This is a genomic window from Bacillota bacterium, from assembly GCA_013178415.1.
Classification (GTDB): Bacteria; Bacillota; SHA-98; order Ch115; family Ch115; genus Ch115.
In genome coordinates, this window is the sequence record JABLXA010000004.1 from 238087 (window position 1) to 262819 (window position 24733).

The 24733-nt window shown below is 52.5% G+C and carries 23 protein-coding genes, 1 pseudogene and 2 riboswitches; of the genes and pseudogenes, 11 read left to right on the forward strand and 13 right to left on the reverse strand.

The annotated features are described in order from the left end of the window. The first annotated feature begins 180 nt into the window (after positions 1 to 180). The 4 genes from HPY52_05305 to HPY52_05320 all read left to right on the forward strand — a co-directional run bounded on the left by HPY52_05305 (position 181) and on the right by HPY52_05320 (position 4780). Positions 181 to 1395 carry an argininosuccinate synthase gene (locus HPY52_05305; protein ID NPV79678.1) on the forward strand — a complete coding sequence of 405 codons (1215 nt, stop codon included), beginning with the start codon at positions 181 to 183 and terminating at the stop codon, positions 1393 to 1395. Positions 1396 to 1410: 15 nt separating this feature from the next. Then, complete coding sequence (gene argH / locus HPY52_05310) at positions 1411 to 2829, forward strand: argininosuccinate lyase (protein ID NPV79679.1); 1419 nt, start codon at positions 1411 to 1413, stop codon at positions 2827 to 2829. Positions 2830 to 2976: 147 nt separating this feature from the next. Beyond that, complete coding sequence (gene dapG / locus HPY52_05315) at positions 2977 to 4218, forward strand: aspartate kinase (GenBank protein NPV79680.1); 1242 nt, start codon at positions 2977 to 2979, stop codon at positions 4216 to 4218. 358 nt (positions 4219 to 4576) lie between these two features. Beyond that, the gene (locus HPY52_05320) at positions 4577 to 4780 is read left to right on the forward strand and encodes a hypothetical protein (protein NPV79681.1); all 204 of its coding nucleotides are present in this window, start codon (positions 4577 to 4579) and stop codon (positions 4778 to 4780) included. An 81-nt stretch (positions 4781 to 4861) separates the two neighbouring features. Here the strand turns inward: HPY52_05320 and HPY52_05325 are convergent, their stop codons facing one another. Then, a complete protein-coding gene (locus tag HPY52_05325; GenBank protein NPV79682.1) occupies positions 4862 to 5143 on the reverse strand; it encodes a UPF0175 family protein in 282 nt (93 codons plus the stop codon). 368 nt (positions 5144 to 5511) lie between these two features. Then, positions 5512 to 5711: riboswitch (TPP riboswitch) on the forward strand. A 10-nt stretch (positions 5712 to 5721) separates the two neighbouring features. On the opposite strand from HPY52_05325, the gene thiC reads away from it, so the two are divergent. Beyond that, entirely contained in the window at positions 5722 to 7071 is a 1350-nt protein-coding gene (gene thiC / locus HPY52_05330; protein NPV79683.1) for a phosphomethylpyrimidine synthase ThiC, read from the forward strand. 83 nt (positions 7072 to 7154) lie between these two features. Here thiC and larC read toward each other — a convergent pair whose 3' ends face one another. The 11 genes from larC to ribD form a co-directional block, all read right to left on the reverse strand. Next, a complete protein-coding gene (gene larC, locus HPY52_05335) occupies positions 7155 to 8342 on the reverse strand; it encodes a nickel pincer cofactor biosynthesis protein LarC (GenBank protein NPV79684.1) in 1188 nt (395 codons plus the stop codon). 11 nt (positions 8343 to 8353) lie between these two features. Next, positions 8354 to 9130 (reverse strand): nickel pincer cofactor biosynthesis protein LarB, encoded by a 777-nt coding sequence (gene larB / locus HPY52_05340; GenBank protein ID NPV79685.1) that lies wholly within the window; start codon positions 9128 to 9130, stop codon positions 8354 to 8356. Positions 9131 to 9149: 19 nt separating this feature from the next. After that, positions 9150 to 10001 (reverse strand): ATP-dependent sacrificial sulfur transferase LarE, encoded by an 852-nt coding sequence (gene larE, locus HPY52_05345; GenBank protein ID NPV79686.1) that lies wholly within the window; start codon positions 9999 to 10001, stop codon positions 9150 to 9152. Continuing rightward, the gene (locus HPY52_05350; protein NPV79687.1) at positions 9982 to 10743 is read right to left on the reverse strand and encodes an ABC transporter ATP-binding protein; all 762 of its coding nucleotides are present in this window, start codon (positions 10741 to 10743) and stop codon (positions 9982 to 9984) included. Before HPY52_05350 ends, larE begins: the two co-directional genes overlap by 20 nt. A 73-nt stretch (positions 10744 to 10816) precedes the next feature. Then, a complete protein-coding gene (gene cbiQ, locus HPY52_05355) occupies positions 10817 to 11551 on the reverse strand; it encodes a cobalt ECF transporter T component CbiQ (GenBank protein NPV79688.1) in 735 nt (244 codons plus the stop codon). Then, positions 11526 to 11840, reverse strand: coding sequence for a hypothetical protein (locus HPY52_05360; protein NPV79689.1), 315 nt, complete (start codon positions 11838 to 11840; stop codon positions 11526 to 11528). Before HPY52_05360 ends, cbiQ begins: the two co-directional genes overlap by 26 nt. Further along, the gene (locus tag HPY52_05365; protein NPV79690.1) at positions 11830 to 12504 is read right to left on the reverse strand and encodes an energy-coupling factor ABC transporter permease; all 675 of its coding nucleotides are present in this window, start codon (positions 12502 to 12504) and stop codon (positions 11830 to 11832) included. The genes HPY52_05360 and HPY52_05365 overlap by 11 nt, the downstream gene beginning before the upstream one ends. A gap of 245 nt (positions 12505 to 12749) precedes the next feature. After that, positions 12750 to 13217 (reverse strand): 6,7-dimethyl-8-ribityllumazine synthase, encoded by a 468-nt coding sequence (locus HPY52_05370; protein NPV79691.1) that lies wholly within the window; start codon positions 13215 to 13217, stop codon positions 12750 to 12752. Further along, positions 13201 to 14433 (reverse strand): bifunctional 3,4-dihydroxy-2-butanone-4-phosphate synthase/GTP cyclohydrolase II, encoded by a 1233-nt coding sequence (locus HPY52_05375; GenBank protein ID NPV79692.1) that lies wholly within the window; start codon positions 14431 to 14433, stop codon positions 13201 to 13203. Before HPY52_05375 ends, HPY52_05370 begins: the two co-directional genes overlap by 17 nt. A 16-nt stretch (positions 14434 to 14449) precedes the next feature. Beyond that, positions 14450 to 15142 (reverse strand): riboflavin synthase, encoded by a 693-nt coding sequence (locus HPY52_05380; protein ID NPV79693.1) that lies wholly within the window; start codon positions 15140 to 15142, stop codon positions 14450 to 14452. Positions 15143 to 15168: 26 nt separating this feature from the next. Next, on the reverse strand, positions 15169 to 16269 hold the full coding sequence (ribD, locus tag HPY52_05385; GenBank protein ID NPV79694.1) for a bifunctional diaminohydroxyphosphoribosylaminopyrimidine deaminase/5-amino-6-(5-phosphoribosylamino)uracil reductase RibD: 1101 nt from the start codon (positions 16267 to 16269) through the stop codon (positions 15169 to 15171). 231 nt (positions 16270 to 16500) lie between these two features. Further along, positions 16501 to 16645, reverse strand: a riboswitch (FMN riboswitch). 207 nt (positions 16646 to 16852) lie between these two features. Between ribD and nadA the strand changes: the two genes are divergently transcribed. The 3 genes and pseudogenes from nadA to nadC all read left to right on the forward strand — a co-directional run bounded on the left by nadA (position 16853) and on the right by nadC (position 20615). Beyond that, positions 16853 to 17773 carry a quinolinate synthase NadA gene (gene nadA, locus HPY52_05390; protein ID NPV79695.1) on the forward strand — a complete coding sequence of 307 codons (921 nt, stop codon included), beginning with the start codon at positions 16853 to 16855 and terminating at the stop codon, positions 17771 to 17773. Between the two features lie 23 nt (positions 17774 to 17796). Then, complete coding sequence (gene nadB, locus HPY52_05395; GenBank protein NPV79696.1) at positions 17797 to 19644, forward strand: L-aspartate oxidase; 1848 nt, start codon at positions 17797 to 17799, stop codon at positions 19642 to 19644. Between the two features lie 103 nt (positions 19645 to 19747). Beyond that, positions 19748 to 20615 (forward strand): annotated as a pseudogene (nadC, locus tag HPY52_05400) (carboxylating nicotinate-nucleotide diphosphorylase). 138 nt (positions 20616 to 20753) lie between these two features. On the opposite strand, the gene HPY52_05405 reads toward nadC, so the two are convergent. Beyond that, the gene (locus HPY52_05405) at positions 20754 to 21335 is read right to left on the reverse strand and encodes a Uma2 family endonuclease (protein ID NPV79697.1); all 582 of its coding nucleotides are present in this window, start codon (positions 21333 to 21335) and stop codon (positions 20754 to 20756) included. A 249-nt stretch (positions 21336 to 21584) separates the two neighbouring features. Between HPY52_05405 and HPY52_05410 the strand changes: the two genes are divergently transcribed. From HPY52_05410 to feoB, 3 genes are all read left to right on the forward strand, one after another. After that, positions 21585 to 22268 carry a metal-dependent transcriptional regulator gene (locus HPY52_05410; protein ID NPV79698.1) on the forward strand — a complete coding sequence of 228 codons (684 nt, stop codon included), beginning with the start codon at positions 21585 to 21587 and terminating at the stop codon, positions 22266 to 22268. 6 nt (positions 22269 to 22274) lie between these two features. Beyond that, positions 22275 to 22523, forward strand: a complete 249-nt coding sequence (locus HPY52_05415) for a ferrous iron transport protein A (protein NPV79699.1) — start codon at positions 22275 to 22277, stop codon at positions 22521 to 22523. Between the two features lie 91 nt (positions 22524 to 22614). Next, on the forward strand, positions 22615 to 24666 hold the full coding sequence (gene feoB, locus HPY52_05420; GenBank protein ID NPV79700.1) for a ferrous iron transport protein B: 2052 nt from the start codon (positions 22615 to 22617) through the stop codon (positions 24664 to 24666). Positions 24667 to 24733 lie beyond the last annotated feature (67 nt).

The window sequence follows — 24733 nt, forward strand, 5'->3', positions numbered from 1 at the left end:
CGTGCGATGGCCGCCTGCGTCGGGTGGCCGCGATGGCAGGGTGCCGGGATGTCGTGATGCCAGGATGCCGCGATGTTGCGGTGATAGGGTGCCAGGATATCGCAATGATAGGGGGCCAGGGCACCAAGACGCCAGTATGCACCTTTCGGGCCATTTGGAGGGGAAAAGGAGGTTTTTGATGTGAAGAAGATCATACTTGCTTATTCGGGGGGACTTGATACATCTGTTGCTATTAAATGGCTTGCTGAGAAATATGAGGCTGAGATTGTGGCAGTTGCACTGGATGTCGGTGGAGTTAAGGATCTAGGTTTTATAAAACAAAAGGCTCTTGACATCGGCGCCTCTAAATGCTACGTAATCGACGGCAAAGAGGAATTCCTCAGAGATTATGCTTTTCCAAGCCTCCAGGCCAATGCGTTATATGAAGGGAAATATCCTCTAAATTCGGCGCTTTCGCGGCCCCTTATATCGAAGTGGCTTGTGGAAATAGCGAGGAAGGAGGGGGCTTTTGCCATAGCCCATGGTTGCACTGGCAAGGGCAACGACCAGGTGAGATTCGAGGTTTCCTGTGCCGCTCTTGCGCCGGATCTCGAGATACTGGCTCCTGTGAGGGATTGGCATATGTCCCGCGAGGAAGAGATCGAATACGCGAGGCAGCGCGGGATTCCTGTGCCGGTCACGGTCAAGAGCCCTTACAGCATCGATGAGAATCTCTGGGGCAGGAGCATAGAGTGTGGTGCCCTGGAGGATCCCTGGGCTGAGCCTCCGGCCGACGCTTTCCTTTGGACTGAGGACCCTGAATCTGCGCCAAATGAGCCGACTTATGTAGAGATCTCTTTTGAAGCAGGAGTCCCAGTCGCGCTCAATGGCCATGCTTTAGATCCATGTGAACTGGTCACAAGACTCAATACAATCGCCGGGTCCAATGGGGTAGGGCGGATAGATCAGGTAGAAAATCGCCTGGTCGGCATTAAATCGAGAGAGATTTATGAGGCGCCTGCTGCGGTGGTACTCCATACAGCGCACAAAGATCTAGAAAGCCTGACTCTTCCGAGAGAAACCTATCATTTTAAGCAGCTCATAGACCAGAAATATGCTGAACTTACCTATTTTGGACTTTGGTTCTCGCCTCTCAAGGAAGCCCTCGATGCCTTTGTGGCGAAGACTCAGGAGATGGTGACGGGATCAGTTCGCATGAAGCTTTTCAAGGGTGTCGCTGCTGTGGTCGGGAGGAAGTCACCATATTCCCTCTACGATCATTCCCTTGCAACTTACGACAAAGGTGACGCCTTTAACCATTCAGCTGCCAAGGGATTCATCGATATTTGGGGCCTTCCTACCAAGGTGGCGTCTCAGGTGGCTCAAGCGACCAAGGCGGGCGTAGTTTCAGCGTAGAGAGGATTGAAAGCCTTGAAATACTGGTCTGGCAGATTTACAAAGGAGACTGAGGGGATTGTGGACCGTTTTGGGGCCTCGATCCCCTTCGATTACAGGTTGGCCGAAGAGGATATAGAAGGAAGCATTGCGCAGGCATATGGTTTGTCGGAGGCTGGTATCCTTTCTCAAGAGGAATGTGAGACTATCAAATCAGCGCTTCTTTCAATCCTCGATGAAGTGAAGAGGGGAAATGTCGAATTTCAAATAGAATTGGAGGATATTCATACCAATATAGAGGGCTTGCTGGAGAAGAAAATCGGGTCTCTGGCACGGAAACTACATACCGGACGGAGCCGCAATGACCAGGTAGCCCTTGATATGAGGCTGTTTGTTAAGAAGCAGATAAGGGCTATAATTGAAGCGATCCGTGGACTTCAAGAGGTTCTTGTGGACAGGGCAGATGGGGAGAAGTCTACCATAATGCCTGCTTATACCCATCTTCAGCGGGCCCAACCTGTGCTTTTCAGCCATCATCTCATGGCATATTTTGAAATGCTCCAGAGAGATGCGGGGAGATTTTCAGACTGCCTCGCCAGGATGGATGAAATGCCGCTGGGATCAGGCGCAGCTGCAGGGACATCTTTCAGCATTCCCAGAGAAAAGGTGGCAGAGGCTCTGGGCTTTTCGACGGTTACTCGAAATAGCCTGGACGCCGTGTCAGACAGAGACTTTGTCCTTGAGTTCCTGGCGGCGGCTTCCATTTTGATGATTCATCTTAGCAGATTATGTGAGGAAATAGTTCTTTGGTCCAGCGAAGAATTCGGCTTTATTGAGTTGGACGATGCGCATGCCACCGGGAGCAGCATGATGCCCCAGAAAAAGAATCCTGATGTGGCTGAGCTTATTAGAGGAAAATCAGGCCGGGTTGTGGGTGATCTAATGGGCCTTTTGATGGTGATGAAAGGTTTGCCTCTCGCCTACAACAAAGACATGCAGGAGGACAAAGAGGCTCTTTTCGACGCTGCAGATACCATAATCCCATGCCTTGAGGTTCTAACGCTAATCGTAAAGGGCATGAAAATAAAGAGAGACAGGATGAGGGCAGCTGCAAGTCAAAGCTACATCACGGCAACAGACATTGCTGACTACCTAGTGAAAAGAGGCGTGCCATTCAGGGATGCGCACAGAGTCGCGGGCAGGATAGTTCTTTATTGTGTTGAGCAGGGAATCTTGTTTGAAGATTTGACATTGGACCAGTGGAAAAGTTTCAGTGACCTCTTTGATGAAGATATAAGGGATTCTGTCTCTCTCGAAAGCTCTATCAAGGCTCGCGCCTGCATCGGGGGCACCGCGCCGGAACAGGTATCGAATGCTATTGCAAAAGCCAAGGAGATCTTGTATATAGAAAGAAATAAGAACTCTATCCGCTCCCGGCCCGAGGCTGGAGGATGAGCGACTGATCGATTCCTCTATCAGATCAGACCGGGCGTCACAGGCGGGCCAAACCCCACAGGACATGGCCGGGAATCTGGAGGAGAGATAGAGGGAGGGGACATGGCGCTGGCCTAGATAATCGCCATGAGCCGGTGCCGGTAAATAGTGGTCGTCTTAGAAGCATCTTCTAGGCAAAGTCAAGCTAATCGTATAATAATCCAGAAATTTGGCGGTACATCCGTTGCCACGGCAGAAGCGCGGAAACTAGTTGCGTCTAAAGTGTTAGAAGCGCAGAAGCAGGGATTTCAGCCCGTAGTTGTGGTGTCCGCCATGGGAAGGCGTCCGGACCCTTATGCGACGGATACGTTGCTTGACATGGTGAATAGCACGGGAATCGAGGTCGCGCCGAGGGAGCGGGACCTTCTCATATCTTGTGGTGAGATCATCTCAGCGGTCATACTCGTGCAGGCATTGAAAGCCGTTGGCATTCAGGCCCAGGCCTTTACCGGATCACAGTCAGGCATAATCACGGATGATAGGTTTGGAGAAGCCCGAATCATCGGGATAGGGCCAGAAAGAATCCTTGCTTCCATAAGGGACGGCCATGTTCCCGTTGTCGCTGGTTTCCAGGGATGCAGCATAGCAGGAGATATTACCACCTTGGGACGGGGTGGAAGCGATACTACTGCTTCAGCTCTTGGAGTCGCTCTCAAGGCTGAGCTTGTGGAGATTTATACGGATGTTGATGGGGTGATGAGCGCAGATCCTCGTGTATCAGGTGGGTCGCAGATACTTGAGAGCATGACCTATGAAGAGATATTGGAGCTTGCCAATAATGGCGCCAAGGTTGTGCATCCCCGGGCCGTGGAGATAGTCCGTCAAGCCGGGATTCCCATGAAGGTTAAGAACACCTTCAGCGATGCTCCCGGGACTCTTATCACCTCTGGCAAGACAAGCAGGATAATAACTGGGGTTACCCATTTAGCTGGACTTTCAAGGATCGAGGTTGATCTCACTGGCCATCCTGATCAGCATCAGGCCCGGGTGTTAGTATTCAAGGCCATCAGTGAAGAGGGAATCAACATCGATTTCGTCAACATGACCCCTCAGAGTGTCTTATTCACCATCAAGAGCGATCTGCAGGAGAAGGCCCAATGTGCCCTCACGAAACAAGGATTTGCGGCAAGTGTTGTGCCCCATTGCGCCAAGGTGTCGGTTGTGGGTGCAGGAATGCAGCATGTGCCAGGCATCATGGCAAGAGTTGTGGATGCGCTTTACCGGGAAGATATAAGTATCATGCAGACCGTAGACTCTGAGATCACCATCTCCTGCTTGATAGCGGAGAAGGATGCGGAACGCGCGGTCAGGGCGCTGTTCCAGGAGTTTGGCCTTTCGCGCGTGGTGTAGGGCGGCATAATAGGCGCTATTCTTGGCAAACGCAGCACTGTCGGGGAATGGGTGCTCCTCGCCATCGGACGCGGCGTGACCAAGCGATAGTGGTATCGTCCCATCGGACGCGACCTTGCTGCAGGTCGCTCTGTGATCCGAGGCCCTCGGGCAATAAGGCCTCGGATCAAAGCCGATGGTCCGATACCACCTACGCTTGCGTGGCATCTCTCGGATCAATGCCGCCGGGAAAGGGACAGGCGGCTCCTCCTTGAATAGGTCAACCTTGGATCGGAGCGATCCTGGAAGATCGGCACCGGAATAGAGAGACGTCCTTTTTGGCGATGATAAAGATAGTAATAGTCTTGGGGGGCTTCTAATGACCAAAGGAGACAGGAGGCTACGCACTCTCGGGCCCGCGCGCGACGTTGATAATGCGAGTGAGGCTATAGCTGAGGAAATGAGCAAGCCCCGGGGCACGCCCCGCGGACGTGAGGTGAGATCTCAGAAGAGTCAGCTGAAGAGCGGTCATTCCCATGGGACAAATAAGGCGATAAAGGTGCCAATCCAGGATAAGAGGTAGCATTGATGCGAAACGTCAGCCTGGCGATGTTAGCGAACATTCATATTGGGTTCGGTAACCTGGGAGATTAAGGTGTTCTGCTTACTTCGGTCCTTTTCTGGCTCCGTGGCGGGAATTTGCCAGCCGATCTCGCAGAGTCTTTAGATCTGCCTCGAACTCAGCCACATCATAATGGATCGGGATCTGGCGACTAGCCAGCAAATGTTGAAACTGCAATTGATTCATCCCTGCCAGGCGGCTAGCCTGCCCCAGGGTTAGTTTCTCTTTCTGGAAGAGCAAGACCGCAATCTCCTGCATCAATTCGGCGGCAGACATTCGAGCTGCCCGCAAGACATCATCTGGTATTATCACGCTCGTTCTCATGCTCCTCTTTGTTTTGGCCCAGAATGGTGAGCCATTCATCGTAACAATTCCGTAGCTCTTGAATTCATGCTACTGACAGCCAGAGATCATATGGAAAAATTTTGTTATTCCTGTATAGATCTATTGAAATAGCCACAATATTTGCTACTAGCTGCTATAGGTCGATATAGCCTTGATGAGCGGCCACGAATGCCTGTCGAATTCCGATTTCTGAGGGATATCCTGGCAATAATTATTATACCATAGTTTCGTAAGCCTATCTATGATATTGACCGCAATGCTCTGGCTCTGGCGCTCTGGCGCCTGGTGTTGCAAAATACGGCATAGTGAGTTATCCTAGATGTAACCGCCGGAAAACTGAATAGCACAAGGATCACTGGGGGAGCTTCTACCGCGAGGCTGAGAATGCAGGGGCAACCTGCTCACCCCTTGAACCTGATTTGCGCCGGGTGATGCGCCGCAAGTGCCCTGCGAGAAATCCCGCAAGGGACGCGGAGGGCGGCAGGTGAGGCGACGCAGCATCCGGTATCTGGGTAATACCAGCGTAGGGAAGTGATTTCGTTGGAATGGAAAGAGAAATGCGAAACCGCGAACCGCAGCTGGTCCGCGGTTTCATTTTGCTGGAGGTGGAAACATTGACGCAACTTGAAATGGCGAGAGACGGCACCATAACACGGGAGATGCGGACGGTTGCCGCGAAGGAACATACGACACCGGAGGAGATACTTAAAGGGGTGGCCGGAGGGACGATCGTGATCCCCGCGAACCCGAATCACCCCGGGCTTGACCCTTGCGGCATAGGATCGGGGCTCCGTACAAAGGTTAATGCCAACATCGGTACGTCTGAGCGTTACCCGGCCATGGAATCGGAGGTAACCAAACTCCAGGCGGCCCTCGCGGCAGGGGCGGATACTATCATGGACCTTAGTACCGGTGGCGATATCGATGCCGTGAGGCGAGGCTTGCTCGAGAGATGCCGGGCTCCCTTTGGCACGGTGCCGATCTACCAGGCTGCTGTGGAGGCAAGGGCCCGGGACGGCGCGATCGTGGCCATGAAGGCAGACAGCCTTTTTGAGGTCATCGAGAGGCAGGCCAGGGACGGGGTGGATTTCATGACGGTACACTGCGGCCTTACGATGGAGAGTCTGGAGAGGATGCGCAGGCAGGGGAGGGTGACCGACATCGTGAGTAGAGGTGGCTCGTTTATCGTTGGATGGATGCTGCATCACGAGAGGGAAAATCCCCTCTATGAGCAGTTCGATCGCCTCCTGGATATATCCCTGCGATATGATATCACCCTGAGCCTCGGGGACGGATTGCGGCCGGGCGCTATAGCGGATGCCACCGATAGGGCGCAGGTTCAGGAGTTAGTCATCCTGGGGGAGCTCGCCCAGAGGGCGCGGGATGCGGGGGTCCAGGTGATGATCGAGGGCCCCGGTCACATGCCGCTTGACCAGATCGAGGCGAATATACGCCTTGAGAAGCAACTCTGCCAGGGAACACCATTTTATGTCCTGGGGCCGCTGGTTACGGATGTGGCGCCGGGATTTGATCACATCACCTCAGCTATTGGAGGGGCCATAGCTGCAAGCGCCGGGGCGGATTTCCTCTGCTATGTGACCCCCGCCGAGCACCTGCGACTGCCGACCCTGGAGGAGGTGCGAGAAGGTGTCATAGCCGCCCGGATCGCAGCCCATGCGGGCGACCTCGTGAAGGGGGTCAGAGGGGCGGCGGATTGGGACAGGGAGATGTCAAGCGCCCGCAAGGCACTTGACTGGAGGCGCCAGATCGAGTTAGCCATAGACCCTCAAAGGGTTAAGAGCTGCCTCGCAGGCGATGCACTGCCGGAGACTGGAGAGGGCTGCACGATGTGCGGTCCCTACTGCGCGATGAAATTGGTGGAGGGTTTCCTCGCCCCGCCGAAGTGAGAGGCTGGATATAACGAAGCCGGGGCAAGGCACTATAATGGATGGGTTTCCCGGTGCCCTACCCCAGTTTCTGCAGGCAATTATCATTCAGCGCTGATGTGCCTCCGGGCCTCATCATAGATGACCTTGAGAGGAACTCCGTGCGTTTTAGCCAGCCTTCTACAGTCCTCGTATTCAGGGGCTATATTTGTGACCATATCCTTAAATCTGGCCACCTTTACCCTGACTTCCCCAAACCTGGTTTTGACAGATATCAATTCGCGATTTGCTTTTTCCCTCTTGACCTGATGAATTCTTACGCCCAGGGTGGTAGTTTCCATAAAGACGATCTTTATAATCTCATCCAAGATCTCATTTTGGGTGATAACAGTGAGAATAGTCCCCGGACGCTGTTTTTTCATGATGACCGGGGTGAGAAAGACATCAAGGGCTCCTTTTTCAAAGAGGAGGTCCATCACATGACCATAGATCTCGGGATTCATATCATCAATATTGCACTCGACAACTACTTCGTTCCCAGGGGATTCGTTCCTGTCCACCGACTCTTGGGCGCTTCCCCCAATACACACTCGTAGGAGATTCGGGATCTCAAGTTCTCGCTTTCCAGCGCCATAACCCGTCCGTTCCACAGTCATGGGAGGAAATTCGCCGAAAGCCCGGGCTAATGTCGTAATGATTGCGGCACCTGTGGGTGTTACAAGCTCTCCTTGAATTCCCGTAGAATAGATTGGGACCCCCTTGAGGAGTTCCAGCGTGGCGGGGGCAGGGACAGGAAGCACACCATGGGCACATTTCACAGTCCCGGTTCCCACATGAAGCTTAGAGGCATAGATCTCTTCTATGCCCATAGCATTGATTCCCAATACACTTCCAACTACATCGACAATTGTGTCGACAGCCCCGATTTCGTGAAAATGAACATGTTCCACTGGAATCCCGTGCACTTTAGCCTCAGCATAAGCAAGTCGCTGGAGAATCTTGAGACTTTTTTCTTTGATCCCTTCGTTAAGGTCGCTTTCTCTGAGTATGGCTTCCATATCTGAAAGATGGCGAAATTCCTGTGGAGTTGCCGGGTCCAAGACCACTTCGACACTTGTTCCGCTGATTCCATGCCGGGTCACTCGTTCGGCCTTGAGATCAAACCCGCCGATTCTTAGCCTACTCAAGCCCTCATTTAGTTCGGTAATATCGAACCCTGCATCTAGCAAAGCGCCGAGCACCATATCTCCGCTTATGCCGCTCTGGCAATCAAAGTAGCCTATCCTTTTCATGTCTCTCTCTCCTATTCATCATCAACGCGGGTGGCCGGTTCCCCTATCTTGTTGATGAGCGCTGCAAGGTACCCCGCGCCGAAACCGTTATCAATATTCACCACACCTACGCCGGAGGCACAGCTATTTAGCATGGAAAGGAGCGCCGCAAGCCCATGAAAGCTGGCGCCATACCCTGTGCTTGTAGGAACAGCTATTATAGGCTTGTCCACCATTCCTCCTATGACGCTTGCAAGTGCTCCCTCCATTCCTGCTACCACGATAATCACCCGTGCGGACAGCAATTCTTCTCTATGGCTGAGGAGGCGGTGAAGTCCGGCCACCCCCACATCGTAAAGCCTCTTGACTGTATTGCCCATTACCTCAGCAGTCACAGCCGCCTCTTCTGCTACGGGAAGGTCTGCTGTACCAGCGGCGACCACAAGGATGATGCCGTTGGTTGTAGCCCGGGCCACAGGCCTGACCACCACTATCCTTGCGAGTTCGTAATAGACTACGTCGTCGGATATTTCCCTTATGGCGTCAAATATATTCCGGTCGGCCCGTGTCGCCATGATATTGTCAGATCTGGCAGTAAGCGCCTTCACAATCTGCTTTATCTGTTCGATGCTCTTGCCCTTGCAATATATAACCTCGGGGAACCCTTTTCGCAAGGCGCGGTGATGGTCCACCTTTGCAAAGCCAAGATCTTCAAAAGGGAGATCGCGCAATTCAACGAGCGCTTTATCGATGGATATGCGCCCTTCCTTTACTGATTCAAGCAATCCCCTGAGATATTCTGCATCCATAAGTACTTCCCTTTCCTATTCATCCATCCGATGGTGTCGCCTCAGCAGCATGGACGTCTTGCAAAGAATGAGATAATCCTACATTCATGCTGCCACTGCGATATCCTTGCAGGTCTAAGGCTATATAGACATACCCCAGACCTTTGAGTTTCGTCACTATGGCATCTGCATTCTCGATGCATCTCATCATCTCATTCCTTCCCGTCTCGATCCTTGCCATATCACCATGATGTCGAACACGCACATCATATAAGCCCATAGTTCGCAGAAATCTCTCAGCCTCTTCTACCCGGCCAAGATCTGCCTCCGTGAATTCAATTCCATAAGGAAATCGCGTGGCAAGACATGCCATCGTTGGTTTGTTCCATGTGGGAAGGCCCCTTTCTTTTGAAAGGAGCCTGATCTCTTCCTTGGTAAGTCCTGCTTCCATAAGAGGGCTGCGGATGCCAAGCTCAGTAAGGGCGGCCATGCCAGGCCGGTAATCGCCCAGGTCGTCAGCGTTAGATCCATCTACAACGTAGGCAAGGTCCCTCTGAGAGGCCATCTCTTTCAATTTAGAGAAAAGATGTCGCTTACATAGATAACAGCGAGAGGGCGGATTCTCTTTTAATCCCGGCAGATCCAGGATCTTCGCGTACACTACCTCATGGGGCGAGCCAAGCATGGCCGCTATCTTCCTGGCTTCTTGTATTTCATTTGGAGAATGTAATTCTGACGCGATGGTGATAGCCACAGCACGAGATTCGAGCACTTCGTGGGCCGCACTCAAAAGAAAGGTGCTGTCCACGCCGCCCGAAAACGCCACAAGGACGCTTTTCATCCCGGCAAGATTCTCTTGTAGATTCCTGAGCTTATCCTCTAGCAAAGTCAACTCTACCACACACCCTTCCGCGCATGTCGTAACCCATTATCTGCCTGTGTTCTATTCCATGGGCTTCCAAAAGATCCGGAGATTTTAGGATCTCTGACGTTCTCCCGCTTGCGACGAGCCTCCCCCCATCCAGAATGAATATTCGGTGACAAAGGTCACAGACTATGTCCAGATCATGAGTCACTATTATCTTTGGAATGCATAGTGAACGCAGGACTCCCAAAAGTCCTCTCTTGCCCCTGAGGTCAAGTCCACTAAAAGGCTCATCCAAGAAGATAATTGAAGGATTCATCGAGAGAACACAGGCCAGGGCGATGCGCTTTTTCTCGCCGTGACTCAGGTGATGGGAAAGTCTTTTCTCATAACCCGTCATACCCACGAGGGAGAGAGCAGTCCTCACTCTGGCTTCGACCTCAGTATCTGACAATCCCTGATTTAGGGGGCCAAAGGCCACATCATCAAAGACCCTGGGACAGAAGAGCTGGTCGTCAGGGTTTTGAAATACCTGGCCTACTTTGGACCTGATCTGCCGGAGATTTTTAGGTTCGACTGGGAGGCCCAAAACCTTAATGTCCCCCTCGGCTTGTAGGATCCCGGTAAGGGTCAGGAGTAAAGTGGATTTTCCCGCGCCATTCGGGCCAACAATAGCTACAGACTCCCCCTCATATATGTCGAGGCTGATATCCTCCAATGCCCTCGTCCCATCCGGGTATGTATAGTTCAGGTTCTTGATCTCGACTATTTTCGCTGTTGAGGCATATACAGCCTCACTATTTTCGCACAACCTTCTATGGAGCCCTCCCCATGTTCTAGCATTATCTTGACACAATGCCGGGGGCAACTAACCTGATTGCTAAAATGCATATGAGAGATAGTATCAGGAAGCCCCAATCCCCAAGAGTCATGGTTAGACCATCTTTGCCCGGCATCTCTCCAGTAAATCCACGGGCAAGCATGGCCTGAGAGATCCTCTCCGAGCGTTCCCAGGCCTTGATAAAAAGATCTCCAATGAGATACCCCATAGTTTTGAGATTAAAAGATCCCTTGCCGCTGCCGGCTCTTAGATCATATGCGGTCTTCATCCGCTGGATCTCCAGCCCAAGCACAGACATATATCGATAAAGAAACAAAAGCGTAAGGGTCATGATTCTTGGCACGCCAAGGCGTCTCATCCCCTTTACGAGGTCATCGAAATCCGCCGCAAGACCGAGTAATATCGCTATAATAGAGGAAAGCCACGCCTTGATGCCTGCATTCCATGTGACCAGGAACCCATCTGATCCCCAACCTCCGCGGTATCCCCAGTGATCTAGCAGCGTCGATACAAAGATAGAGCAGGACACAGTCAGTATGAAGGGGATCACCACAAGTGACTTTCTCAGAACTCTGCCTGGAGGGACCTTGAAAAGGAATAGGGCCGATCCGACGGGAACCAGAAAGAGTCCGAATCTCCATGGCGCAACCTGTGGCATTGTTGCCACAGCCACAATGAAGCCTACGGCGCTCAAGAGCTTCACTCGCGGGTCAAGTTGAAGACCTGGTCCCCTCATTATGTTTACCTCTCATATCTGTAAGCCGCCCAACAAGATGAACAAGAAGATAAACCACAATGGTGCCCAAGAGTCCCGCCATGGAAGTAGCAAGCGCACTGCTTCCCACTCCAGGGAAAGAATAATCGGGGATCGGAGAAGGAAATGTTGCTGCTCCCTCGGTTTTTGCAAGGAATCCATGGTCTTCCGCTACCCGCTCGAGTCCGTCTGGGAAAGATGATGCCAGGGGCGAAAGGACGCAGGCCAAGAATATCGCAACAAGCAAGCCTATCAAATAGTCACGCTTCATAGCTTCTCATCCTCTCAAAGAGAAATCCCCGCAGGAGGTCGGGCCTCACTGCGGCCACATAAGAAACCACGGCAAGGGTGATCAAGCCTTCACCAATTCCTATAAGCGCATGCCAACCTACCATGGCAGGAAATACGATGCCCAGAGGCGCTGTGTTTGAGAAGGCCAATTCCAATGCTGCCAGCGCCGCGGCAGCTACCGCAGAGCACCATGAAGCCGCAAAAGTCCCGTAAAGCAATCCACGCCTTTCACCAAATGTTTTCAAGGAAAAGCGGATTATAGCATAGCCCAAAAATGTGGCCGCTACCCCCATATTCAGCACATTGGCGCCCAGGGCAGTTATGCCCCCATCCTGGAAAATGAGGCTCTGCACTATCAAGATCGAGGTCATAACAATGAGTGCCCTATGGGGCCCGAGGAGAATCATTGCCAATACCGCACCTATTAGATGACCTGATGTTCCCCCCGCTACGGGGAAATTAAGCATCTGGGCCGCAAATATGAAAGCGGCCATCACCCCCATCATGGGAGCAGAGGATTCAAGATGCTCTTCGGCATCTGGTCCTTTTCTAAGCATCCTTATGCTATATGCAATCACTCCGGCACTCAAAGCCGCCGCGCCAAGCCATGTTTTTGTATCCAGAAATCCATCTGGTATGTGCATATTTATCCCCCCAATCACCGCGTGTCGTTTGTTTAGCCCTCCGAACCGGACCCTGTAAAACAAAAGGGCCGCGGAGAACCAACCTCAAGCCTACACGGCTCTTAGAAGATCTTCGTGACCCTCTTCTTTCCTTCACCTTGTTCAATTCTAGTTAGTTCTATTCGACGTCAAGGTAGGAATTCCTTTGAATATGACCTTCCCCGGTTTCATTCCACCGCCTCAACCGAACATGCTCCACCCTCCTCCTACCCCAGCTCCCGCAGGAGGTTTGCCATCTCTATCGCCGAGAGGGCCGCATCCCATCCCTTGTTGCCGGCCTTTGTCCCTGCCCGTTCTAGGGATTGCTCCAAATTATCGGTGGTCAGAACCCCAAAGGTGACGGGTATGCCGGTCTTGAGCGCGACCTGCGCTATCCCCTTTGCCGCCTCGGCCGCTACATATTCGAAATGAGGGGTGGCCCCCCTTATGACGGCGCCGAGACAAATGACCGCGTCATATTTCTTGGATTCGGCCATTCTTTGGGCCACAAGGGGGATTTCGAAGGCCCCAGGTACCCAGGCAAGTTCTATGTCCTCGTCTGCAACGCCGTGTCTTGTGAGAGCATCCCTGGCCCCTTCCACGAGCTTTTTTACTACTAATTCGTTGAACCTGCTTGCGACGACCCCTATGCGTAACCCTTCGCCGATGAGTTTCCCTTCATAGATTCTGAACACTGGTCTTCCCTCCCAAAATAGTTGAATCGATCAGATGGCCGAGTTTCTCCCGTTTCGTCCCAAGATAGCCTGTGTTGACCCCGTTCGGCGGGATCTCGATCGGCACCCTTTTGATTACCCCGATCCCATAATCCTCAAGGTCATTGATTTTATCGGGGTTATTGGTCAAAAGACGAATAACGGATAGGCCCAGATCCTTCAGTATTTGTGCGGCCGTCTCGTACGACCGCTCGTCCGCAGCAAATCCCAGCTCCTCGTTGGCCTCAACGGTATCTCTCCCCCGGTCCTGGAGCTCGTAGGCGCGCAGTTTATTCAGGAGGCCGATTCCCCTGCCTTCCTGCCGGAGGTAGAGCAGGACGCCGAGGCCTTCCCTTTCGATTAGTTCCAGAGCCCTCGCCAGCTGTTCTCCGCAGTCGCATCGCAAGGAGCCAAGGGCATCTCCCGTAAGGCACTCTGAATGTATCCTCACGAGGACTCCCTTCTTGCCCTCGACGTCCCCTCTTACAATGGCGAGATGGCATTCCCTGTCCAGTAGAGATTCATAAGCCATCACCCTGAAATCCCCGAATCTCGTGGGAAGCGAGCTTACAGCTACTTTCCTCACAAGCTTTTCGTGCATCTTTCGGTATCTCACCAGGCTCGCGATAGTTATGATTCTCAGGCCGTGAAGATCGGCAAAGGCAACAAGCTCCGGAAGCCTGGCCATGGTCCCGTCCTCGTTCATTATCTCGCAGATAACGCCGGCGGGGGGAAGGCCTGCAAGCCGGGCCAGGTCCACGGCCGCCTCCGTATGGCCGGGCCTTGTGAGGACTCCGCCCTCCCTCGCCTCCAGGGGGAAAATATGGCCGGGTCTTGTGAGATCTTCGGGCCGCGTTTTGGGGTCAACGAGGGCCTTGACTGTCATGGCCCGTTCAGGAGCTGAAATCCCAGTAGTGACCTCCCTGGCATCCACCGAGACCATGAAGGCCGTGCCCATTCTCTCGGAGGTCTCCGTGACCATGGGCGGGATACGGAGCTCTTGAAGCCGCTCCCGGATCATCGCGACGCAGATGAGTCCGCGGCCATACTTGGCCATGAAATTGATGGCCGTCGGGGTGACGCATTCGGCAGCCATTACAAGGTCGCCCTCATTCTCCCTGTTTTTATCATCGCACACTATCACCATCTTGCCATCGCGGATGTCCCTTAGGGCTTCATGGATACTATCGAAAATCATTGGATCACCTTCCTACTCAGTAACCAAGTTCGTGCAAGAGGTCCAGCGTAAGGGATGAAGACGCGCCTACCTGCTGCTTGAGATACGGCTCCTTGAGATTGAGATACGGCTCAAGGAGTTTTTCCACATATTTGCCTATTATGTCGGCTTCGAGATTGCATGGTTCGCCGACGCGTTTGGATCCCAACGCGGTAACGCTTGCGGTGTGAGGTATTATGGAAACGGTAAACCCCTCTGCGTTGCAGCTTGCGACGGTAAGGCTCACCCCGTCTACGGCGATGGAACCCTTTTCTACAATGTAGCGCATCACGTTGGGAGGAGCCTTTATAGTGAAAAGGAAGCCCTCCTCTACTTCCTCGCGCTTCTCGAGATATCCGACCCCGTCCACGTGCCCTGTGACCAGGTGACCGCCGAGACGTCCGCCCACCCTGAGGGAGCGCTCGAGGTTTACTTTATCCCCCGGTGCAAGCCCCGCGAGAGCAGTTCTCCTCAAAGTCTCGGGCATCGCATATGCAAGAAAGCTCCTGTTTCTAGTCAGCCGAGCTACGGTGAGGCAGACACCATTCACAGCGATGCTCTCCCCTATCGTTAGCTCTGCGAAGTCAGAACCCCCGGGGTCACCCATAATCGCTATCTGGAGTTCTAAGGCTTCGCCCCTCCGGATGATACCTTCGACCGTGCCAGTGGCTTCAATGATCCCGGTAAACATCAAGAATCACCTCCTATCCGTGACCATCAGTATCCGCGGCCATCAGTATTTACATAGGCTTCGAGCAATATGTCCCCGCGAAATCGTCTTACCCTGGAGATACTCAATGTAGCACACCCGCCTATCGTACGAGCCCCCGTGCCTTCGACCCAGGTTATGGCATCCTTCCCGCCGATGATTTTGGGAGCTATGAAGACCAGCACTTTATCTACCAGCCCCTCCCCGAGGAGGGAGGCGTTGAGGCTCCCGCCCCCTTCAACGAGGACCGAGGTTATCCCCTGTCTCCCCAGTTCAATTAAGACCTCCTTGATGTCCACGCGCCCTTCCTTCGGATCTGTTACTATGACCTTTGCTCCCAGATCTTTCAGGCTTTCAAGCTTCTCCGAAGGGGCGAACGAGGTCGTAGCGATGATGGTGTCGCCAGGATTTTCCACAAGTAGATTGGCATCAAGGGGGATTCTGGCGTGGGTATCCACAATAACCCTCACTGGATTCCGGGGCGCCCGCATCTGCCCCGGCTGGAGTCTCACGGTGAGCCGAGGGTTGTCGGCCAGGACGGTCCCGATGCCCACCATTATGGCGTCGTGATGCGCCCTAAGAATATGGGCGTAGCGTCGGGCCTTCTCCCCCGTAATCCAGCGAGAATCTCCGGTGTAAGTGGCGATCTTGCCGTCGATGCTCATGGCGGCTTTGATGGTGACGAAAGGGAGTCGGGTTCTCACGTATTTGATGAATACCTCGTTTAGCTTCCTCGCGTCCTCCTCCAGGACGCCGAGGGTAACTTCGATCCCGGCTTCCCTCAAGCGTTGAAAGCCCTTCCCGCAGACGAGAGGGTTCGGATCCTCCATAGAGCATACTACCCTGGCGATCCCTGCCTTGATGATAGCGTCCGTACAGGGAGGCGTTCTGCCATAGTGACAGCAGGGTTCAAGCGTAACATAGAGCGTAGCCCCCCTGGCAAGCTCCCCTGCGCGCCTCAAGGCGAACACCTCCGCGTGTGGTTCTCCGGCCATCGGGTGATAGCCCCGGCCCACGATCTGGTCGTTTCTTACAATCAAAGCCCCCACCATGGGATTGGGGGACGTTGCGCCTATTCCGCGACGCGCGAGCTTAAGGGCTATTCTCATATAATGCTCGTCTAACTCTCCTGGATTCATCGAGGTGTTTACCTCCTGCCTTTAATCCATTCGTTTATCGGGGCTTCGCCTCAGCCGGGCTCAATGAGAATCCCGCCCCGGGGGACTCGGGGAAGACTCGTCCAGCAGAGAATCCGCCCGCCAAAAAGTCAAAGCCCTGAGGCTCCCTCAGGGCTTATCAATGTCTATCCGAAAAACGGCCGTTCAAAACGGCATGCAGCTTTTCGCCCTCTTCCATCCAGACTTTACTGTCGGCTTTGGCTTCCCACCAAATCAACCGCTTGCGCGGCTCGCGGGCTCGACACATGCGTTATTCATACCGTGTCATACCGCCGATCGGGAATTTCACCCTGCCCTGAAGGCTTGACCCCATATTCAATTCTATTTTATCATAGCATATACTTGTGGTGTCTGCAATGCCCGTCTGATAAGGGTATGTGTCAAGAAGACTGCCCTAGTCTTCTTGACACATACTAGCGCTCTGAATCTCCTTGACAGCCGGTGTCAAGTCAGGTATCATGTCAGTAAGAAAATGGTTTAAGGGGGCGAGGCAGGATTGCCTTGCAACGTAGAGATATCACATGAAGAGGAAACGGCGAGTCTCATGGAGAAGGTGCATCGCTTAAAGAAAGAACGAAATGCCATCATTCTCGCGCACAATTATCAAATCGGGGAGGTCCAGGATGTAGCGGATTTTGTGGGTGATTCCCTCAAATTGAGCCAGATAGCTGCAAAGACGGATGCCGGGGTTATTGTCCTCTGTGGAGTCCGCTTCATGGCCGAGAGTGCCGCAATATTGGCTCCTGATAAGGTGGTAATATTACCTTCAATAGACGCTGGATGTCCAATGGCAGACATGGTCACCCGCGAATCGTTACTGGAAAAGAAAAAGGATCTGCCGGGTGTGCCGGTTGTCTGCTATATAAACTCTTCGGCTGAGGTTAAGGCAGAAAGCGATATATGCTGCACCTCATCAAATGCCGTGCGAATCGTGAAATCGCTCTCCGAAGATACCGTGTTATTTGTGCCTGATAGAAATTTGGGTAGTTGGGTGGCGAAACAGGTTGATAAAAAGGTGATCCTGTGGGAAGGTTATTGCTTGACCCACCAGCGAGTGACTCCGGAGGAGGTCCAGAGAGCCAAAGCAGCCCATCCTGATGCGGTTGTGATGGTACACCCTGAATGCCGACCAGAGGTTGTGGACCTTGCCGACATTGTGTGCAGCACGGAGCAGATGGCTCGCTATGCTCGTGAGTCACCCGCTCATAAATTTTTGGTTGGGACGGAAATGGGACTTATTTACAAGCTCCAAAAGGATAATCCCGAGAAGAAATTTTATCTTCTCTCGCAGGGCCTCATCTGTCCAAATATGAAGCGGACCAGCCTGCGCCATGTCCTGGATGCCCTTATTACTCTCGAACCCAGGATAACCGTGCCTGATGAGATACGGATCAAGGCAAAGAGGGCCCTTGATAGAATGCTGGCTGTGGGGTAGGCATGTATGCGAGCCGTGTATTCATGTGCAAGTCTGGTATGACGGGGATACTGAAGACAGAGAAGACAGAGATATTGCAGATGAATTACAGATATTTGGTGAATTTCCGAGCGACAGAGCTTGATCACACTGAAACAGAGATTATAGTCGTCGGAGGCGGCATCGCCGGATTATTTGCTGCCCTAACCCTGGCCACGAGTGGTTATAGAGTTATTCTTCTCACAAAGGGCAGGGATTTCGATAGCAATACTTATCATGCTCAGGGAGGTATAGCCGCGGCTCTGGACGATTTTGATTCTCCTGAACTCCATTTTCAGGACACGATATCCGCAGGGGCCGGCCTGTGTGATCCTGAGGCGGTCAGGGTCATGGTTGAGGAAGGGCCAGAGATGATCCGAGAGCTCATAGCTTTAGGCGTGAAATTTGATCAAGACGAGGGGAGGCTGGCTCTAACCCGGGAGGGTGCCCATTCCCGCAGTCGGATCGTTCATGCAGATGGTGATGCGACAGGGCGGGAAATCATTGAGGTGCTTGAATGCCAGGTAAGGCGCCAAGGGAACATAAGCTGGGTTGAAGATACTTTCGTAATTGACGTCCTGACTATAGAAGGCCGCGCTTGTGGTGTGCTCGCCTTGCAACCTGGCGGCAGTCTGATTATCTATTACGGCTGCGCAGTTATCCTTGCCACAGGGGGATTGGGCAGGCTTTTTGAATACACCACCAATCCCGAAGGGGCAACGGGAGATGGCATGGCAATGGCCTTTCGGGCAGGCGCTGATCTCATCGATATGGAATTCATTCAATTCCATCCGACCGTCCTTGATCTTCAAGGGGCGCCGAGATTTCTCATATCAGAGGCCGTCCGCGGGGAAGGTGCGGTTTTGCTTGATAGCCACGGGGAGCGGTTTGTACATCGCTACCATCCCCTTGGGGAATTAGCTCCGCGGGATGTGGTTGTGCGGGCCATGGTAACGGAGATGCGGAAGATGGGTGGACTGGAGTTTTTCCTGGACATGAGACCTCTGGGCGAGCACTTGATAAAAGAGCGCTTCCCGCATATTTATCATACCTGCCTCGAATACGGTCTGGATATTCCACGTGAACCTATTCCGGTTTCTCCCGCTGCACACTATTGCATGGGTGGCATACATACTGATCTATGGGGACACACCCGCGTGCCCGGCCTTTTCGCTTGTGGAGAGGCTGCCTGCACTGGAGCTCACGGGGCAAATAGATTGGCGAGTAATTCCCTCCTCGAGGGTGTTGTGTTTGGAAGACGTGCGGCGTTAAAGGCCGCCGAGTATGTTGAGAAAACCGCTTCTTGTAAGCCTTTTGCTGACACTTCTGCCCTCATGAATTTCGTGGATCGCATTTATTGCTCACTATATGATTCATTGTCCCCTGATCCATTGCGGAGAGCTAACCTCATGGCCAAAGTTATGGACGACCTTCGGAATCTTCGTGGTGATGCTTGCAATGAAATGATTAGTTCAGTCCTCGACTCGTTCGAAGGGTGCAAGCCGGATGTAGAGTTTTTTGTTGACCTGCTGAGGCGAGCTATGACGCGTGGGGCCGGAATAGCGCGTTCCGGAGAGGGGCTATCAGCTCTTCAAAGATTTCTTAAGGCGCTGGCACCCTTACATCATCTCGAGTTCAGGGATACATCCGGGTTAGAGCTCCAGAACATGATGACATTAGCCGATATTATCGTTAGCGCAGCCCTTGCAAGGACTGAGAGCCGGGGCGCTCATTTTAGAGAGGACTTCCCCCTGCCTGATGACGGGAAGTGGTTGAAACATCTTAAATGGAATATTGAAGATACAGCGATCAAAGTAGACCTCCATTCTGCCGCGGCAGCACCATCAGAATGATGAAAACCGCGGTGCGCATTTTTCGGGATGCGTCAATAAAGACTTGCAAACAAATAAGAATAGGCCAATGTAAGTTCGGGTGGGCGAAAAGGTGGTGTCATATTTGCATCTTGAAAGGTTTCTGATTGAGCCCATCGTGCGACGGGCGCTGGAGGAAGACCTGGGATATGGAGATATCACGACCAGCAGCATTATTGACAAAGATGCCTGGGCCGAAGGAGTTTTCATTTCCCGCGAAAAGGTGGTCATTGCAGGTCAGGCGGTTGTAAGTTTGACCTATGCGTTACTGAATGACGAAATTCAGATAACCTGGCTTGAACGGGAAGGTGAATGGATCGAGGCCGGCACTCGCATAGGGGAGATTCGAGGCCCTGTGAGACCGATTCTCTCCGGCGAGAGGGTTGCGTTGAATTTTCTTCAGATGATGTCGGGAATCGCGACTGCCACAGCCAGGCTCGTGAAGGAGATTAAAGGGACAGGAGCGAAAGTTACCGATACGCGCAAGACAACGCCGGGGTTGCGTCTGCTTGAGAAATATGCAGTATCAATCGGAGGGGGATATAATCATCGCTTCAATCTGAGCGATGCTGTTTTGATAAAAGATAATCATATCGTTGCTGCAGGTAAGCGTAGGGGCGGCAGTGGCCAGGGTGCGCCAAAAACTCGGACATACGGTAAAGATAGAGGTTGAAGCCGAAAACGAAAATGAGGTTAAGGAAGCCCTGGCCTCAGGCGTGGATATAATCATGCTGGATAACATGGAACCCCACCAAATCAAGGAGATGGTGAAACTCATCGGTGGTCGCGCTTTGGTGGAGGCCAGCGGCGGGATAAACGAGACAAATATCCGGCAGGTGGCCGAGGCAGGGGTGAATTTCATTTCCGTTGGAGCCATTACCCATTCGGCCCCCGCGGTCGATATAAGCCTTGAGGTGACAAGCCTTTATGAGAGTATCCATTTTGATGTTTGAAGACAAGGTATCTCAATGACAATGTCGCTTATCTGGTCGATGTCGCTAGAGAGTTAATTCTTAAAACACCTCATCCATCAACTCTGCTCGAAGCCGACAAAAGAAGACCTGCAATTTTTGAATTGTCTTGCTTCGTGCCTACTTTGTGCGCTCGAAAACCTCATCTATCTTCAATCTAAAGCCATTCAACAGGGGGCTTTCCAGTATCGTGCCAAGCGGATAAACCTGCACCGTGGCGAGTTCCCTGCCATTATGAGCGGCAACCTCAATGCTGCGACCGTCGGGATCCACTATCCAGAATTCGCGAACTCCATAGCGGCTGTAAATCTGACGTTTAGTCACCCTATCCAACTCCGCGGTAGAGGGTGAAAGGATTTCGACCACCAGGTCCGGCGCGCCTCCAATATAGGCTTCCTTGATTATCCCAAGGCGTTCCCGCGAAATATACAAAACATCAGGCTGGAATACGTTATGTTCACTCAATACTACGTCAATGGGAGCATGATACACTTCTCCAAGATCGCGATCCTCAACCCAGCGCCACAGCGCCTTTTCAATCCTCCCGGAGACTTTTTGGTGAAAAACAGATGGAGCCGGCGTCATCTTCCTCAGATCCCCCTCCACGAGCTCATATCTTTCACCGGACGGCATTCGGCAATAATCTTCGTATGTAAGACGAAGATCAGCCGTATAATATTGAACTGCCGTTTCCTTCACCATATCCGGAGACTTTGACACGTGGGGGCTCTTCATCGCATCCCGGTCCTTCACGGAGATCACCTCGATCATGCGATTTCACACATTTATTGATATCCTAATTCTACCAATAAAAAAGGGACCGGTCAAGAATTACTCGCAAGGACTTGCGAAATTTGGCCTTGCCCCGCGCTAGTCTTTATGGTATTATTTATATGGAAAGTTAGGATTCCCTAACTTTAATGAGCATGATTCAAAGGGGGGGGAATCCCGATGTCTGAAGCGCTCACCCTTTCGCCAGCCTTACAGGATTACCTTGAGTGTATACTAAACCTTTCTGAACAAGAAGGGACGGTCAGAGTCACGGACCTGGCGGCCAAGCTTAAGGTGGCCAAGGCCAGCGTCAGTCAGGCCATGAACACGCTTGCAGGCCTAAATCTGATCCGACAGCAGCGTTATGGACCCGTTGAACTTACCAAATTGGGCAGGGAACATGCTGAGAGAGTCCGCAAGCGACACCGGGTCGTGAAGGCGTTTTTAATTGAGGTCTTAAACGTGCCCCCTAAGGTCGCTGAAAAAGACGCCTGCCTGCTGGAACATGTAGTAAGCGCTGTTACCATGGAGCGATTAACTGAGTTCCTCGAGTCAAAAGTTGGAACCAGAGATCCTGCTAAACCACCGCGACAGGAGAACGATATAAAGGAGGGCGAGCATATGACTTCAACAAAAACCAGAACTCTGAGTGAGCTCTCTCCGGGAATGAGCGGCAGAGTAATCAGAGTTGCCTCCCAGGGGGAGCTTCGCCGCCGGATACTCGATATGGGTCTAGTCCCGGGCGCCGAGGTCCGGGTGAATGGGGTGGCTCCTCTGGGTGACCCGATGGAGATCACCGTGCGGGGTTACCACCTGAGCCTCCGAAAGAGCGAGGCCAATGATATATTCGTGGAGACAGAATGATGTGCCATGGGAAGTAATGGAGGGAATGGAATGTTGCCTTTAGGGTTTCTCCCTATTGGTCGTGAGGGCGTAGTAAAGGAAATAACAGGCGGTCCGGGATTGCGTAGAAGGCTGGCGGACCTGGGTTTTGCCAGGGGCGCAGTTGTCCGTGTCATACAAAATGACAGAGGCCCCCTGATCGTCGCCCTGGGAGATTCTCGCGTGGCTCTCGGCTATGGGATGGCCCAGAAGGTTATGGTGGAGGAATTGCCATAGGGCATGATGCCCGGTCCAATGGTAGATAGTTATTATTCTCGGTCTAAAAGTTAAGTTGGCCTAACAGAAGAATGGGAGGGAGAGGCTGTTCATGGAAGCTTCATATGCCGCAAAGGCTGAAAGGGAAATAGTTATCGCGCTGGCCGGCAACCCTAATTCAGGTAAGACAAGCCTATTCAACGATCTCACAGGAGCAAGACAACACGTTGGCAATTGGCCCGGCGTGACCGTTGAAAAGAAGGAAGGCAGAATAGTCCATGATGGAGCAACCATTCGGGTGGTAGACTTGCCAGGCACTTACAGCCTGGGCGCTTATTCTGAGGATGAAGTTATTGCCCGAAACTTTATTCTCGGCGGTGAATCCGATGTGGTAATTAATGTCGTCGATGCTACAAACCTAGAGAGAAATCTCTATTTGACGATACAGTTATTGGAAATGGGTGCAAATGTGGTAGTGGCCCTCAATATGTTCGATGAAGCCCGTGCACGAAACATGGAGATTCACGTCGAGAAGCTATCAGAACTCCTGGGTGTACCCGTGATTCCAACTGTCGCTACCAGGAATCAGGGAGTCAAAGAACTTCTCGCTGAGGCCCTGGCCGCGGCAAGGAACCCAAGCAAGAAGGTCATAAGGGTTGATTATGGCAGTGAGGTGGAAGAAGAACTTGAGAGGCTTGAGAAAATCGTGGCGTCACATCCGGGTCTATCGAAACGCTATTCATCCAGATGGCTTGCGACCAAACTCCTGGAGCATGATGCACGCATTCTAGAGGATCAGAAACATTCAGATATAGAGGAACTCCTGTCCCAGGCTGACAAGAGCGTAAAGCACCTCATAGAAGTCATCGGAGAAGATGCTGAATCTATTATCGCGGATAGGCGCTATGGGTTCATTGCAGGTCTTGCCAAGGAAACCGTCAAAAGGCGTCAAACTCTCGAAGAACGGCTCACTATATCCGATAAGATTGATAAGGTGGTTACCAATCGTTACCTCGGCATCCCCATATTCCTAGCTGCTATGTGGGCAATGTTTCAATTCACCTTTAAGCTGGGTGACCCCATGATCGGATGGGTGGAGGCTATCTTCGAATGGATTGGGGGAACTCTCACCGGAGCCCTCGATGCAATGGGCATGCCGGGATTCCTCATATCGTTCATATCCGATGGAATCATTGGAGGCCTGGGATCTGTCTTGGTATTCATCCCGCCGATTTTCCTCTTATTCTTCGCCATATCCATATTGGAGGATAGCGGCTATATGGCCCGCGCAGCTTATGTGATGGACCGTTTGATGCATACTCTGGGGCTCCATGGAAAATCCTTTATTCCCCTTCTCATAGGCTTCGGGTGTAGCGTGCCCGGGATCATGGCCACGCGGACACTGGAGAATAAGAGGGACAGATTGATCACGATCCTGATCACGCCCCTCATGTCATGCACAGCGCGGCTTCCCGTGTATGTGCTTTTTGCAGGTGCATTCTTCTCTGCAAGGCAGGGGCTCGTGATATTCTCCCTCTATGTTCTGGGGATAGTTCTCGCGATAATAGTGGGCAAACTTTTAAAAACCTTTGTATTCAAGGGGGAATCGTCTGCATTTGTCATGGAACTCCCACCTTACCGGGTACCGACGCTAAAGGGAATTTTCATTCACATGTGGGAACGAGGCAGCGCCTTCATCCGTAAGGCTGGTAGCGTGATTTTCGTAGTGGTCATCTTAGTATGGGCGCTTTCGATTCTCCCGCCTGGAGTCGAATATGCAAGCAAGGAAAGCCTGATCGGGCGGCTCGGGACCCTAGTCGCTCCTATATTCAAGCCCGCTGGATTCGGCACTTGGGAGGCCGCGGCTTCCCTATTCTTTGGGATTCTCGCTAAGGAAGTTGTAGTGGGCACGCTGGGTGTGCTTTACGGGGTGGAAGAAGCAGGGCTCGGCGATGCGATAAGACGACACTGGACACCGCTTTCGGCTTATGCATTTATGGTGATGACCCTGATATACATACCCTGCGTTGCCACTATCGGCGCAATTCGGCGCGAAACTAATTCCTGGGGTTGGACAGCCTTCGCTGTCGGCTACAGTCTTATTCTGGGATGGATGATGGCAACTCTAGTATACCAAGGAGGACGGCTTCTGGGGTTGGGTTGAGCCCCGGTTTCCAGCCGCCAAGCTGAAAGGACCTTGACACACTTCCGATGGGGCTTGGTGAGTTGGG